10 protein-coding genes are annotated in these 13,379 nt (G+C 66.1%); 3 read left to right on the top strand and 7 right to left on the bottom strand.

The annotated features are described in order from the left end of the window. The first annotated feature begins 191 nt into the window (after positions 1-191). A complete protein-coding gene (serB, locus tag ACNFH5_RS25255) occupies positions 192-1,412 on the top strand; it encodes a phosphoserine phosphatase SerB (protein ID WP_416750777.1) in 1,221 nt (406 codons plus the stop codon). 177 nt (positions 1,413-1,589) lie between these two features. Here serB and ACNFH5_RS25250 read toward each other — a convergent pair whose 3' ends face one another. The 6 genes from ACNFH5_RS25250 to ACNFH5_RS25225 all read right to left on the bottom strand — a co-directional run bounded on the left by ACNFH5_RS25250 (position 1,590) and on the right by ACNFH5_RS25225 (position 10,113). Continuing rightward, complete coding sequence (locus tag ACNFH5_RS25250; RefSeq protein ID WP_416750775.1) at positions 1,590-3,674, bottom strand: EAL domain-containing protein; 2,085 nt, start codon at positions 3,672-3,674, stop codon at positions 1,590-1,592. Positions 3,675-3,739: 65 nt separating this feature from the next. Next, positions 3,740-5,548, bottom strand: coding sequence for a molecular chaperone (locus tag ACNFH5_RS25245; protein WP_416750773.1), 1,809 nt, complete (start codon positions 5,546-5,548; stop codon positions 3,740-3,742). A gap of 128 nt (positions 5,549-5,676) precedes the next feature. Continuing rightward, on the bottom strand, positions 5,677-6,654 hold the full coding sequence (locus ACNFH5_RS25240; RefSeq protein WP_416750771.1) for an HPP family protein: 978 nt from the start codon (positions 6,652-6,654) through the stop codon (positions 5,677-5,679). Between the two features lie 76 nt (positions 6,655-6,730). Further along, positions 6,731-7,600 (bottom strand): archaetidylserine decarboxylase, encoded by an 870-nt coding sequence (gene asd, locus ACNFH5_RS25235; protein WP_416750769.1) that lies wholly within the window; start codon positions 7,598-7,600, stop codon positions 6,731-6,733. A 3-nt stretch (positions 7,601-7,603) separates the two neighbouring features. Continuing rightward, positions 7,604-8,419: a thiosulfate sulfurtransferase gene (rhdA, locus tag ACNFH5_RS25230; protein ID WP_416750767.1), complete on the bottom strand. Its 816-nt coding sequence runs from the start codon at positions 8,417-8,419 to the stop codon at positions 7,604-7,606. Positions 8,420-8,589: 170 nt separating this feature from the next. Next, positions 8,590-10,113 carry an HDOD domain-containing protein gene (locus ACNFH5_RS25225; protein ID WP_416750765.1) on the bottom strand — a complete coding sequence of 508 codons (1,524 nt, stop codon included), beginning with the start codon at positions 10,111-10,113 and terminating at the stop codon, positions 8,590-8,592. A gap of 120 nt (positions 10,114-10,233) precedes the next feature. Between ACNFH5_RS25225 and motA the strand changes: the two genes are divergently transcribed. Together motA and motB are read left to right on the top strand one after the other, a co-directional pair. Continuing rightward, positions 10,234-11,085, top strand: coding sequence for a flagellar motor stator protein MotA (gene motA, locus ACNFH5_RS25220; protein WP_416750763.1), 852 nt, complete (start codon positions 10,234-10,236; stop codon positions 11,083-11,085). A gap of 2 nt (positions 11,086-11,087) precedes the next feature. After that, the gene (gene motB, locus ACNFH5_RS25215; RefSeq protein WP_416750761.1) at positions 11,088-12,137 is read left to right on the top strand and encodes a flagellar motor protein MotB; all 1,050 of its coding nucleotides are present in this window, start codon (positions 11,088-11,090) and stop codon (positions 12,135-12,137) included. 200 nt (positions 12,138-12,337) lie between these two features. Here motB and rsgA read toward each other — a convergent pair whose 3' ends face one another. Further along, positions 12,338-13,369 carry a small ribosomal subunit biogenesis GTPase RsgA gene (gene rsgA / locus ACNFH5_RS25210; RefSeq protein ID WP_416750759.1) on the bottom strand — a complete coding sequence of 344 codons (1,032 nt, stop codon included), beginning with the start codon at positions 13,367-13,369 and terminating at the stop codon, positions 12,338-12,340. Positions 13,370-13,379: the final 10 nt, after the last annotated feature.

The following is a 13,379-nucleotide window of genomic DNA, read 5'->3' as shown; positions in this document are numbered from 1 at the left end:
GAGGCCCTACCGGGGGGCAAAGCGCCGCAGGCGCAGTCAGGGCGGCGAAAGTCCGCGCGGTGTGTCGATCTGCCGTGCATTCCGATCGGCGGTGGCGTCCCTTGATCGGTGGGCGGACGGGCGAGCGGAGCATCCGCAGGCGGTGAAAGCAGGTAGAATGACCGCCTTTTTTCCATGGCGGAGGCAGCGCCTTGCGCGAGATCGTCCTGATCAACATCACCGGGGAAGACCGCCCCGGCCTCACCGCGGCCATTACCGGCGTCCTGGCGCAGGGTGGCGTGAACATCCTCGACATCGGCCAGGCGGTGATCCACGACACCCTGTCCTTCGGCATCCTGGTGGAAATCCCGGATAACGAGCGGGCTTCGTCGGTGCTCAAGGACGTGCTGTTCACGGCCTACGAACTCGACCAGCAGGTGCGTTTCACCCCGGTGTCCGAAGACGATTACCGCCAGTGGGTCGGTGGCCAGGGCAAGCCGCGCCACATCGTTACCCTGCTGACGCGCCGGGTGACCGCCGAGCAACTGCAGCGGGTCAGCTCGATCACCGCCAAGTACGGCTTGAACATCGACCAGATCGACCGCCTGTCCGGGCGTATGCCGCTGGACATGCCGGCCGACGAGGGCAAGGGCTGCATCGAGTTCTCCGTACGTGGCGAACCCGCTGACCCGGCCGCCCTGCGTGCCGAGTTCCTCAGCGTGGCCCAGGAACTGAACGTCGACATCGCCTTCCAGCAGGACTCGGTGTTCCGCCGTAATCGCCGCCTGGCGGTGTTCGACATGGACTCGACGCTGATCGAAGCCGAAGTGATCGACGAGCTGGCCAAGGCCGCCGGCGTTGGCGAGCAGGTCTCCGAGATCACCGAGCGCGCCATGCGCGGCGAGCTGGACTTCCGTGCCAGCTTCAAGGAGCGCCTGGCGCTGTTGCAGGGGCTGTCCGAGGACGTGCTGGAAGAGATCGGCGCCTCGCTGCGCCTGACCGAAGGCGCCGAGACTCTGTTCGCCGAGCTCAAGCGCCTGGGCTACAAGACCGCGATTCTCTCCGGTGGCTTCAGCTACTTCGCCAAGCAGCTGCAGGCGAAACTGGGCATCGACTATGTGTTCGCCAATGAACTGCAGATCGTTGACGGCAAGCTGACCGGCGTGGCCATCGAGCCCATCGTCGACGCCCAGCGCAAGGCCGACCTGCTGCGTGAACTGGCAGCGAAGGAAGGCTTGCAGCTGGAGCAGACCATTGCCGTGGGCGATGGCGCCAACGACCTACCGATGCTGGGCCTGGCCGGCCTGGGCGTGGCCTTCCGCGCCAAGCCGCTGGTCAAGCAGTCGGCCAAGCAGGCGATCTCCACCCTGGGGTTGGACGGCATCCTCTATCTGCTCGGTTTCCGCGACCGCGAAGGTGCCGACGAACGCTGAGTTGTCGCCCTAACAAAAAGCCGCCCCGAAGGGCGGCTTTTTTGTTGCGGTCGTTCCTGTCTCGCAGGCTCGAGTGCGCTTTTGTAGGAGCGAGCTTGCTCGCGAACACGCCCAGCATGTGTGGTGCGGGTTGACTCTGTTCGCGAGCAAGCTCGCTCCTACAGGTTCCGTTCCGGCTTATTCGTCCGAGGCGAAGTCGTAGTCCATCGCCTGGCTCGGGCCCTGCAGGTAGCGACCCTGGATGTAGTTGGCGCCGGCCTGCCACAGGGTGGCCAGCGCGGTGGCGCTTTCCACCATGGGCACGATGGTCAGCTTGGCCTGGGCATGCAGGCTGGCCATCAGGGTCTTGAGGTTTTCCTGGTTCTCCGCGCTGTTGAGGTCCTGCACGTAGGAGCCGTCGACCTTCACGAAGTCGACGTTCATGTGCTTGAGCGTGTTGAACGGGTTGAGTGCGCAACCGAACTGGCACAGCGCGATCTGGCAGTGCAGCTCGGCCAGGCCCTGGCTCAGCAGCTTGGCCTGGCGCAGGTAGGCGATGGCGTCCGGCTCGCTGATCTGGATGATCAGCGCGTCGGCCGGCAGGCGCGAGGCCTTCAGTGCGACGCTGAGCCACGGCAGCAGTTCCGGGTCCTGCAGGCTCGGGCCGGAGAGGTGCACGAACAGCTTGGTTTCGTGCCCCTTAGCGCGGTGCTCGGAGAGCAGCTTGATGGAGTTGAGCAGTACCCAGCGGTCGATCTTCTCGGCCAGGCCGCTGCCCTTGGCGGCATTGAGGAAGTCTGCCGGTGGCACTTCCTCGCCCTGCGGGTTGAGCAGGCGCAGCAGCACTTCGTAGTGCTCGTGGGTGTCGCCGCGCAGGCTGATGATCGGCTGGAACAGCAGGCGGAAGCTGTTCTGCTCCAGCGCCTGGCGGATGATCGCGCTGATGTCGCCACGGTAGGCGGCGGCGGCCAGCTCATCGGCCGGGTTGTAAACCTTCAGGCCATTGCCGTCCTTCTGCGCGACGTCATCGGCGCCGCGGTGGGCGCGCTCGATGACGTCCTGGGCGCGGGTGGTCTTCTCGTCCAGCCCGGCGGTGCCGATGGACAGGGTGACCTGCGCGGTGCGGCCATGAATGTCGAACAGGTGGCCTTCGACCTTCTTCAGCAGCGAATTGAAGCGCGGGGCGGACTGCTCGGGGTCTTCGCCCGGCAGCAGCACGGCGAAGACGTCGTCGCTCAGGCGGGCAAGCTGGGCCTGTGCGGGGAACTGCCCGCGCAGCAGGTTGCCCAGGTCCGCCAGCAGCAGGTCGATGCTGGCGACGCCGAGGTCGAGCTGCAGCGCCTGGGCGCGGTCGAGCAGCATGTAGGCGAAGGTCGCCGGCTGCCCGGCGGTCACCGCGCGCTCCACGGCGCTGTCCATCAGGTCGAGGAAGTGCGCGCGGTTGAACAGGCCGGTGACTAGGTCCTGGCTGCTGACTTCGCGCAGCTTTTCTTCGAGCTGGGCATTGCCGGTTTCGGCGCGGATCACCACCTGGATGCACGGCTCGCCGTCGTAGGTAGCCGGCGAGAAGGTCATGCGTGCAGCGAAGGCTTGGCCGTCGCTGCGGATGCCGCTGCAGGCCAGGTCGGCGTTGTCCTCGGTGCTTTCCTTGGTGAGATGGTAACCCTTGAGGAAGTCCTTGAAGTTGGCCTGGTCGCAGCCGGCGATCAGGTCGATCATCGGCATGCCTTCCAGTTCCTCGGCGTCTTCGTAGCCGAACAGGCCGACGTAGGCGCGGTTGGCGTAGATGTGCATGCCGTCGTGGACGTAGGTGATGGCATCCACCGAGCTGTCCAGCAGCAGCTGGCAGCGTTTCTCCGCTTCGCGCAGGGCGACTTCGGCGGAGCGGCGGGCGCGACGCTCTTCGAGGTTGGCCAGCTCGCGGTTGGCCACCAGGATCAGTCGTTCGTCCTCGCCCTGCGGCAGGGCGTCCTGCGCGCCGAGGGCCAGTGCCTCGGTCACGGCGTCAGAATCGTTGCCGCTGACCAGCTGGATGAAGGGGATGTCCTTGGCCTGGCGGCGGATGGCGCCCAGCGCTTCGCTGGGGTCCAGTGCCTCGGCTTCGGGAGCGGCGATCAGCAGGTCCCAGCCCTGGGGCAGGATGTCCGTCAGGTCTTCGTTGGAGGTAATGCGGTGGACGCGGGTCGCACGACCGGCGTTGCGGAACAGGCTGACCAGGCGCTCGGCTTCGTTCTGCGAGTCTTCCAGGATCAGCAGGCGGATGGTTTTCTTTTCATTGGCCATGAGGAAGGCTGCTTATACCGTGCTGGACGGCAGCAAAAAGGCGACGAAAGGGAATCTTCCGGAATCTACAGAGACTTCCAGAGCGAGTCAAAGTCTTCCTCCCCGCCAGCGCCACGAGCATTCGGTGCTGTGATGGGCTTATCGCTCGTCGTGCCGGCTGCATCCTGTGCCTGGTATTCGAACTGGGTGAAGCTGGCCGTGGCGGTGACCTTGCGGGTCAGGGTGGCGCGACGCTCCTCCCCGTGCAGGTTCAGTTGCACGCGATTGCCTTCCTGGAAAGGCAGGCGCGGGGTAATGACGGTGGCCGGGCGAGAGATCGCGGAAATCTCCGGCAGCAACAGGGCGCGCAGGTACTGGCTGCCCTGCTCGGTCTTGCGCAGCAGTTGCAGGCCGCAAGGTTGGGCGAGCGGGGCGATCAGTTCAATGCCCATCTGTGTGCCGCCGCCGCGGACCTGGCGGATCCAGCGCACCACGGCAACGCTCCAGCTGTGCTCGGGGGTGTCCTGGATGCCGAGCAGTTCGCCGGCCTGCAACTGGCTGGGGATTTCCTTCGGCCAGGTCAGGCAGTAACCGCCGGGGCTGTGGTTGACGATGTTGAGGGTGAACACCGGGTAGTCGTCGCGCGGGGTTTCCGAAGCGATGCCCAGGCCGCTGTCGTCAGGGGCGCGCGGCGCGCTGTATTCGATTTCCTCCAGCGGCATGCCGGGCTGCCAGTCGTTGACCTTCTGCGCATCGAAGGCGCCGGACCAGGCGTCCTTTACTTCGGCCTTGAAGGTCGGTACCTGCTCCTGCACCTGGATCTTGAGCACATCGTTGAAGCTTCTGCGCCCGGCAAGGAAGTAGTGCAGGGCGCTCATGCCGATGCAAAGGGTCAGCTGACCCTGGCCGGGAGTACGGTGGAAGGTGCGCTCGGCGATGTCGCCCCAAGCGGCGGCGAGGTGTTGCAGCAGGTCGACGCTGATGCCCTCGGGCACCTTCAGGCGGGCCTGCGCGCGGTTTTCCGGCGGCAGCAGGAGGTATTCGCGGATCACATCCACCAGCGGCTGCGGGTCGATGCCCAGGGCGCCAGCGAGGTCGCTTTCCTTGAACAGGGTGCGATAGCGCGGCGGGCCATCCACCTGCGGCACCACCACGAACAGGGTGGAGGGCGCATCGGCCGCCTGCACTTTCACCTGTGCCGCCCAGCCTTCGAGGGCTTCGGCGACGCGGGCAATGTTGTTCTGGCGCATCTGGTTGCAGCGCGCCGAGCCGAGCATCAGCGCTACCAGGTACGAATGCTCGATGGACAACCCCTGTGACTGGCGCGCCAGCGCATCGCGTACCGGGGTGTGCTGTAGCCCGTGCTGGCGGGCCAGCTGGTAGAGCTGATGGAGTTCCAGCCAGAGGTTTTCCGGCACCGGGCAGTACAACTGCGAGGCACGCACCAGCGGGCCGCAGAGGCTGCGGATGGCGCGCTGGATGGCGGCGGTCATCACCTGCGCACGCTCGCGGGTGAAGCGCGAGGCTTCGCGCACGACGATAAGCTTGTAGCCGATGGCCAGGTGGTTCTGCAGGGCCTGGCAGAGGTTGGCGACCTTGCGCGGGCGCTCGTCCAGAACGATGGACTGATTGAGGAAGTGCCGTTCCAGGTTATGGCAGACGAAGTGGACTTCCGGGCGGAACAGTTCCAGCAATTGAAGGCGCGTCTCGACCGGCAGCTTGAGCTGGTTGAGTTCGATCAGCCCCTGGTAGAGCTGGCGGGCGGTCTCCCCGAGGTTGGCCTTGGGCAGGTGATCCAGCCAGTTTTTCAGCTCGCGCGCATTGGCGTTGCAGAAGCTCAGGCTCTCGTGCGTCGGGGTGGGGACACGTAGAAACTGCTGGGGACTGTTGTCCATGGCGGGAATGGTTTCTCCACAATCCGGCTCGTTGTACGAACTGGTTGGTCATAACTGTCGGCTTTTTCCGAACTCTAGCAGCATCCGTCGCCCGCCGCAGCCCATCGCCCGGATGGTGCGCGGACAGGTCACGGCAGTGGCGTTTCCCCTTTGAGCTGGCGTTGCAGGGCGTTCTTCGCCGAGTCCTGCGCGGTGCTGCGTACCCAGCCGTCGCCCTGGGCGATCACTGGGTGGGCGGCCCAGTCGAGCAGATCCTGGCGCCGGCAGACGCCGGTATTGCCCTTGCCGGCGCCGGCGACCACCTTGTAGACCACCTGGTCCTGGCGGCTGCGCTTGTCCGGGTGGTCGTCGATCACCTGGCGCACGGCCCAGACATCGCCGCTCAGGGCGTTGCTGTAGCTGGCACCGAGTAGTATGTCCTCGGGCGTCAGGCGCTGCGCCTGGGCATGCTCCTGGGCCAGTTGGAGAATCTTCAGCAGGTCGTCGAACTGCACGTCGATGTATGAATCCATCTTGCGCAGCGCGTGGTACAGGTCCTCCGGGGCCGGACCTGTGGGCAGCTTCGGCGTGGCGGGCAGGCGCGCCAGCGGTGCGGGATAGCGGCGCCAGGCGAACAGGCCGTTGAAGGCCACCGCAACGGCGAGGATCAGTACCACATTGAGCAACACCGGGCTGAGTACGTAGTGGAACCCCAGGGCGCTGATCGCTGGGCCGCCAGACACTGCCGCCAGTGCGGTGGCGCCGCCGGGCGGGTGGATGCAGCGGGCGTAATGCATGACCAGGATCGCCGCCGCTACCGCGAGGGCGGGAGTGAAGCTCTGGTCAGGGAAGAGTTTCTGGCAGATCACCCCGACCAGGGCCGAGAGCACCTGGCCGCCGAGTACGGCCCAGGGTTGCGACAGTACGCCGTGGGGGACGGCGAACAGCAGCACGGCGCTGGCGCCCATGGAGGCGACGACCCAGATGGCCGCTTCGCTGGGCAGGACCCAGTGGGTTACGGCATAGATGGCGGCGATGCCGCACAGCGCTCCGATTGCGGAGAGCCATTTTTCAAGATGGCTGGTGGCGTTGGCGCGCCAGCCCATCAGGTGCAGAAAGCGTTTCATGGCAGGGAGCTGGCACGATGAGGCGAAAAGCAGTGGCGGGCGACTCGTTGGCCACCCGCCTTATGGAGGGCGGGCCTTAGCCCTGGCGCGCACCACCCAGGCGCTCGCCCATGCGCACGGCGCTGGTGGCGGCGAGGTTTTCCGCCCAACTTACTTGCTCCGGCCCGAACAGCACGATGGCGGTGGAGCCCAGCTTGAAGCGGCCCAGCTCGGCGCCTTTCTCCAGGTGGATCGGCGCACGGGAGGCTTCGTCGTAGGAGAAGGACTTCAGCTCACGCTTGGGTGGAGTCACCAGGCCGGCCCACACGGTTTCGATGGAGGCGACGATCATCGCGCCAACCAGCACGACGGCCATCGGCCCGCGCTCGGTGTCGAAGATGCAGACCACGCGCTCGTTGCGGGCGAACAGCTCCGGCACCTGCTCGGCGGTCAACTGGTTCACCGAGAACAGGCGGCCCGGCACGTAGACCATCTCGCGCAGGGTGCCGGCCAGCGGCATGTGCACGCGGTGGTAGTCCTTGGGCGACAGGTAGACGGTGGCGAACTCGCCGCCCATGAAGGGCGCGGCGCGCTCGGCGTCGCCGCCCAGCAGCTCCATCAGGCTGTAGCTGTGGCCCTTGGCCTGGAATACACGGCCATGCTCGATCGGGCCGAGCTGGCTGATGGCGCCGTCGGCGGGGCAGAGCACCGCGTCGGCGGTTTCGTCCAGCGGACGAGCACCGTCTTTCAGGGCGCGGGTGAAGAAGGCGTTGAAGTGCTCATAGGCACGCAGGTCCTCGACCTGGGCTTCGCGCATGTCCACCCGGTAACGGCGGGCGAACCAGGGAATCAGGCGGTCCTTGAACCAGGGCGCGCGGCATTCCGCGGCGCAGCCGATCAGGCGCGACAGCAGGTGATGCGGCAGCAGGTACTGGGCGAGGATGAACAGACGATCTTTGAACGACATTCCTTAAACCTCTACGGGGGTGTCGGGATGGTTGCCCCATTCCGACCAGGAACCGGCATAGCCCTTGACCCGCGGATAGCCGAGGGCCTTGGCCACCAGGTAGGTGAAGCCGGAACGATGGTGGGTCTGGCAGTGGGTGATCACTTCCTTGTCCTTGGTGATGCCCAGGTCCTGGAGGATCTGCGGCATATCGGTACGGATGCGCAGGGCGCGGGCCGGGTCCATGCCGGCGGTCCATTCGAAATTGACGGCGCCGGGCACATGGCCGGCCTTGGCGGCGAGGACTTTCTGGCCGCTGTACTCGCTGGGGTTGCGCGCGTCCCAGATGGCCAGGTCGGCGGCGCCGAGGCGGCTCTGCAGGTATTCGCGGGTGGCGGTGGGTTCGTCGTGCAGGGTCAGCGGCAGCGGGCCGCCGGCCGGTGCCGGGACGTCTTCGGAGAGCGGTAGGTTGTCCGCGAGCCAGGCGTGCAGGCCGCCATCGACGTAGTGGTACTTGTCGTGGCCGATCACGTCCAGCAACCAGATGAAGCGGCCGGCCCAGCCGCCGCCTTCGTCGTCGTAGACCACATAGACAGCATCGGGGTTGTGGCCCAGTTCGCCGAACAGTGCTTCCAGGTCGGCCTTGGCCGGCAGCAGGCCCGGAGCCGGTGTGCCACCCAATTGGGTACGCGCGGGGGCGACGAAACGGGCGCCGGGGATGTGGCCCTGGGCGTAGCGTGCGGCGCTGGTCAGGTCGACCAGGATCAGCTCGGGGGCGTCGAGGCGGCTGGCGAGGTCAGCCGGTTCGATCACCAGGGGCAGGGCGGAGAAGGCGGACATGACGGAGACTCCCGGCGGAAAAGGTGGGGGAGGCAAGGCGAGCAGGCGCCTTGGGCTACCCCGTGAGAAGCTGTCCACTGTCTGCCTGAGCTGCGCTCGGCGAGACGTTGAACGGGTTCTGAGGGCGGTTAGTTTAAAGGGGAGACGGCGGGGCGCAAACCTTTCGCGGATCAGGAACCCCGCGCCATCTGCTTCACCGCGTGCTCGATGCACTGCACGGTGCGGCCGAAGGCTTGAGCGTGCAAGTCAGCCAGCGGCTGTCCATGACGGTCGGAGACGACCAGCATGACCACTCGCGCGCCGTTGCCCAGCGAGCGCAGCAGCAGATGTTCGCTGGGCAGCAGCGCCTTCAGCGAGCCGGGTATCAGTGCCGAGAACTCGGCCATGTTGGCCGGGCTCAGGCGCAGTTGCCCGGGTTGTCGCAGGAGTTTGCGCAGCACCGGGCTGGCGGCGACTTCCAGCTTGAAGTCGCCAATCTCGCCGTCCAGGCCGAAGTGCCGGCGCGCCTGCAACCAACTGCCGCCCTTGTCGGCCAGCAGGATCATCCCGCGTTGCAGCCCGCAGGCTTGCAGCGCAGCGGTGGCGCAGTCGAGCAATTGCACGGCGTTGCCGAAGGGGCTGGGCGTCTGCATCAGGCGGGTGCAGTGCTGGCGCCATTCGGCGAGGGTGTCCGGTGCCTTGGCCGGTTCCTCGGCCTTCGGCCCGTTGAGCCAGCGGCGCGCATCCCAGGGCCACAGCAGCGCCTCGGCGGGGTGCCAGAGGAGTGGGCGGGCATGGCGGCGGGCGCTCTGCGCGGCGAGGCCGTGGACGGTCTGTTGCAGTTCCTCCAGCGGCATCTGCAGATAAAGGCTGGTCAGGCGCTGCCAGCGCAGCATGTGCACGCCGCCCCAGGACTGATGCGCGGCCATGGCCAGACTGTTGGCCAGCAGGATGGTGTTGGCCGGTCGGGTCAGCCAGCGTTGCAATTCCGGGTCGGCGTCCAGGCGTTGTTGCTGGCCGAGCGGTTCGTGTTCGGTGTGGGCAACGTGCAGCGCGCGTACCAGCAGACGCTTGTCGTCACTGAGCAGGGCGTAGCCCTGGCCGACCCAATCCGGCAGCCGCCAGCTGTCGGCCAGCGCGCGGCACAGCGGCAGCAGGCGAGTGCCGAGCAGTTCCTCTTCGACTTCGCTGCTGCAGCGGCCCAGGCCGTAGACCTGGCGCTGCCAGCTTTCCATCAGTTCCGGTCTGGCGCTGGCCAGTGCCCACAGCGGGGCGAGGGTGAACAGGCTGCCCCAGTGGATTTCCTGCCACAGCCGCGCCAGGCGGTTGGCGAACAGGCCGCTGGCCTGCTGCATGGCATGGCGGCTGATCAGCAGCAATTGGCTCAGGGCGCGGGGCATCTGCGCTTCGGGCATCGCCGGCAGGCTGTCGAGCAATTGGGTGACGCGGGTCAGGCCCAGGCGGTTAAGGGCGACTTCCAGACTTTCCGCCGGATTGCTCCGAGCGCTCTCGGCGCGGTTGGCCTCGCGCAGGATGGCGAAGGCCAGGGTTGGCGCGTCCTGCAGCAGTTCGGCGATGTCGCGGATCGAGCGGCGGCTGTCGTTCAGCGCGCGGCGAATATCATCGCGCTGCTCCAGCGGAACCGGCAAAGGCAGATTTTCCAGCTGCGTGAGCCAGGCCTTGAGACGCTCTGGATGAAGCATTTGCTTTGACATGCGTAAGGCGCCGAACTGGTTTTTAGTGTTTTCGGCCTATAGTCTTGCCCGAAATCTCCGATAACAACAGGGAGGCGGGAATCATGCCTCCTTTCTGTTCACAGTTTCAGTCCGGTCCCCATGGCAAAAATCATCGGCATCATCGTCATTCTGGGTAGCGTGCTCGGCGGCTACATGCTCTCCGGCGGCAAGATCGCGGCCATCATCCAGCCGTTCGAAGTGCTGATCATCGGCGGCGCCGCGCTGGGCGCGTTCCTCCAGGCCAACCCTGGCAGCACCTTCATGACCGTGCTGAAGAAGGCGCCGAAGATGTTCGGCAACCGCTTCACCCACACCTTCTACCTGGAAGTGCTGGGCATGCTCTACGAAGTGCTCAACAAGAGCCGCCGCGAAGGCATGATGGCCATCGAGGCCGATGTCGAGGATCCGGCTGCCAGCCCGATCTTCAGCAAGTACCCGGCGGTGCTCAAGGACGAACGCATGACCGCGTACGTCTGCGACTACCTGCGCATCATGTCCTCCGGCAACATGGCGCCCCACGAACTCGAGGGCCTGTTCGACATGGAACTGGGCAGCCTCAAGGAAGACTTCGAACATCCGTCCCACGCCGTGACCCGCGTCGCCGACGCCCTGCCGGGCTTCGGTATCGTCGCCGCGGTGCTGGGCATCGTGATCACCATGGCCCTGCTCGGTCAGGGCAGCCAGGCCGAGATCGGCCACCATGTCGCCGCGGCGCTGGTGGGTACCTTCCTCGGTATTCTCGCCGCCTACGGTTTCGTCGGCCCGCTGGCCAACGCCCTGGAGCACGACGCCAAGGAAGAGCTGAATCTCTACGAAGCGATCAAGGCCTGCCTGGTGGCGTCCGCCTCCGGCATGCCACCGTCGCTGGCCGTCGAATTCGGCCGCAAGGTGCTGCTGCCGGCACACCGTCCCAGCTTCAGTGAGCTGGAACAGGCGGTACGTGGGCGCTAAGCATGGATAACAACCAGCCGATCATCGTCAAGCGCATCAAGCGCTATGCCGCTGGCCACCATGGCGGTGGCTGGAAGATCGCCTTCGCCGACTTCGCCACCGCCATGATGGCGTTCTTCCTGGTGCTCTGGCTGCTGTCCTCGGCCACGCCGGAGCAGAAGAAGGCCATCTCCGGCTACTTCCAGGACCCGATCGGTTTTACCGAGAGCGCCAGCCCCTACGTCATTGACCTGGGCGGCACGCCGACGCCGGCGCCGGACAAGACGCTGAACCCGCAGATCCAGGCCCAGCCGGACGCCGACGAGACGCGCATCAATCCGGACGAGAACGCCAAGATTACCGAGCAGCAGGCTCAGGACGTCGCCGAGCAGGTGGAAAAGGAGCGTCTGGAGCTGCTGCTGCAGGAATTGCAGAACAAGGTCGACGAGAACCCGACCCTGAAGCGCTTCAAGGACCAGATTCTCTTCGAGATCACCCAGGACGGCCTGCGCATCCAGATCGTCGACTCGGACAACCGGCCGATGTTCGACCTGGGCAGTGCGCGTTTGCAGTCGTACTTCGAGGACATCCTGCTGGCGCTGGCCGAGACCATCAAGCAGGTGCCGAACAAGATCAGCATCAGCGGCCACACCGACGCCAAGCCCTACGCCGGCAACGGCGATTTCGGCAACTGGGAGCTTTCGGCCAACCGCGCCAACGCCGCGCGTCGCGCGCTGGAAGCCGGTGGCTACCCGGAAGACCAGATCGCCCGCGTGGTGGGCTACGCCTCGTCCGCGCTGTTCGACCGCGACCAGCCGCTCAACCCGGTGAACCGCCGCATTGACATCATCGTCCTGACCAAGAAGGCCCAACGTGCCATCGAAGGTCAGGATGGCGGAGGCGACAAACCTGCCGATGGCGCAGCTCCCGGCGCTGCCGCGACCAATGGCGCGCCGGCCAAGCCGGCGACCGGGCAGGGCGACCCGCTGCCGCCGGACCAGCTCAAGCAGAAGCTCAACCTGTTCGATGACGGCGGCACGCTGAAGCTCGACGAATTGAACAAGCAGCAGTGATGAACGAAAAAGGCCAGCTGAAAAGCTGGCCTTTTTCTTCGCCTTTTCGCCCCAGATCGGCGAGAGGCTTTTTGTAGGAGCGAGCTTGCTCGCGAACAGAGTCCACTTGCAGTGCCGTCGCTGGGCGGTTCGCGAGCGAGCTCGCTCCTACAGGGGGGCCGCAGCCTCCGCGCCGCGGACGACCGACGCTCACTTGCCCATCAATATTCGTCTTCCGGCAGGCTGGCAAGAATGTGCCGGTAGCTGGCCATCCGCTGCGGCGAAATACGTCCGTCTTCCAGCGCCTTGAGCAATGCACAGCCGGGCTCGCGGTCGTGCTTGCAGTCGCGGAAGCGGCAATGGCCGAGCAGATCGTGGAATTCGATGAAGCCCGCTTCCACATCGTCACGGCTGACATGGCCGAGGCCGAATTCGCGGATGCCGGGGGAGTCGATAAGATCGCCGCCGGCGGGGAAGTGGAACAGCCGAGCAGTGGTGGTGGTGTGGGTGCCCTTGCCGGTGACTTCCGACAGATCACCAACGCGGGTGTCGACGCCCGGCAGTAGCGCGTTCACCAACGACGACTTGCCCACGCCCGACTGGCCGACGAACACGCTGACGTGCTCGTTCAGCGCGGCGCGCAGGGCGTCCAGGGCCAGTCCGTTGAAGGCGGAAACCTCCAGCAGCGGGTAGCCCAGCTCGCGGTAGGTGCCCAGCAGCGAATCGAGGAAGGGGGCATTGTCCTCGTCGATCAGGTCGGCCTTGTTCAGCAGCAGCAGCGGCTTGATGCCCGCGTGTTCGGCAGCCACCAGGTAGCGATCGATGAGATTGGCGTGGGGTTCCGGGCGCGGCGCGAAGACGATGACGATGCGATCGACGTTGGCCGCCACCGGCTTGAGCACGCCACGCATGTCCGGGCGACGTAGCTCGGAGGTGCGCGGCAACTGCGCAACGATCACGCCGATGCCCTGGTTGCCCGGCCGCCAGACCACCTGGTCGCCCGTCACCAGCGGCGGCAGGTTGGCGCGCAGGTGACAGCGGAATACCTGGCCGGCGGCGTCGCCGTCCTGGGCCTCGACTTCCACCTGCACACCGAAGTGGGCAATCACCTGGCCTGTCTGCTCCGGGCCGAGGTCGCCGCCTTCCAGTTCTTCCAGGGCACGCGATTCGCGTTTGGCGGCGCGGGCAGCGCGCTCTTCCTGGACTTTTTCGATCCGCCAGCTCTGCCGGCGGGTGAGGTGACGCTTGGCCATAGGGTATCCA

The sequence above is a fragment of the Pseudomonas sp. NY15435 genome, from assembly GCF_048068295.1.
In the GTDB taxonomy this organism is placed as follows: domain Bacteria; phylum Pseudomonadota; class Gammaproteobacteria; order Pseudomonadales; family Pseudomonadaceae; genus Pseudomonas.
Note: the sequence above shows the minus strand (reverse complement) of the source record. Positions and strands in the feature narration are given on the sequence as shown.

What these genes read in the sequence shown, in the direction of transcription:
- ACNFH5_RS25245 (WP_416750773.1), bottom strand. Translation starts at nt 5,548, where the DNA reads ATGGACAACAGTCCCCAGCAGTTTCTACGTGTCCCCACCCCGACGCAC.
- ACNFH5_RS25250 (WP_416750775.1), bottom strand. Translation starts at nt 3,674, where the DNA reads ATGGCCAATGAAAAGAAAACCATCCGCCTGCTGATCCTGGAAGACTCG.
- motA (WP_416750763.1), top strand. Translation starts at nt 10,234, where the DNA reads ATGGCAAAAATCATCGGCATCATCGTCATTCTGGGTAGCGTGCTCGGC.
- rsgA (WP_416750759.1), bottom strand. Translation starts at nt 13,369, where the DNA reads ATGGCCAAGCGTCACCTCACCCGCCGGCAGAGCTGGCGGATCGAAAAA.
- asd (WP_416750769.1), bottom strand. Translation starts at nt 7,600, where the DNA reads ATGTCGTTCAAAGATCGTCTGTTCATCCTCGCCCAGTACCTGCTGCCG.
- ACNFH5_RS25240 (WP_416750771.1), bottom strand. Translation starts at nt 6,654, where the DNA reads ATGAAACGCTTTCTGCACCTGATGGGCTGGCGCGCCAACGCCACCAGC.
- motB (WP_416750761.1), top strand. Translation starts at nt 11,088, where the DNA reads ATGGATAACAACCAGCCGATCATCGTCAAGCGCATCAAGCGCTATGCC.
- rhdA (WP_416750767.1), bottom strand. Translation starts at nt 8,419, where the DNA reads ATGTCCGCCTTCTCCGCCCTGCCCCTGGTGATCGAACCGGCTGACCTC.
- ACNFH5_RS25225 (WP_416750765.1), bottom strand. Translation starts at nt 10,113, where the DNA reads ATGTCAAAGCAAATGCTTCATCCAGAGCGTCTCAAGGCCTGGCTCACG.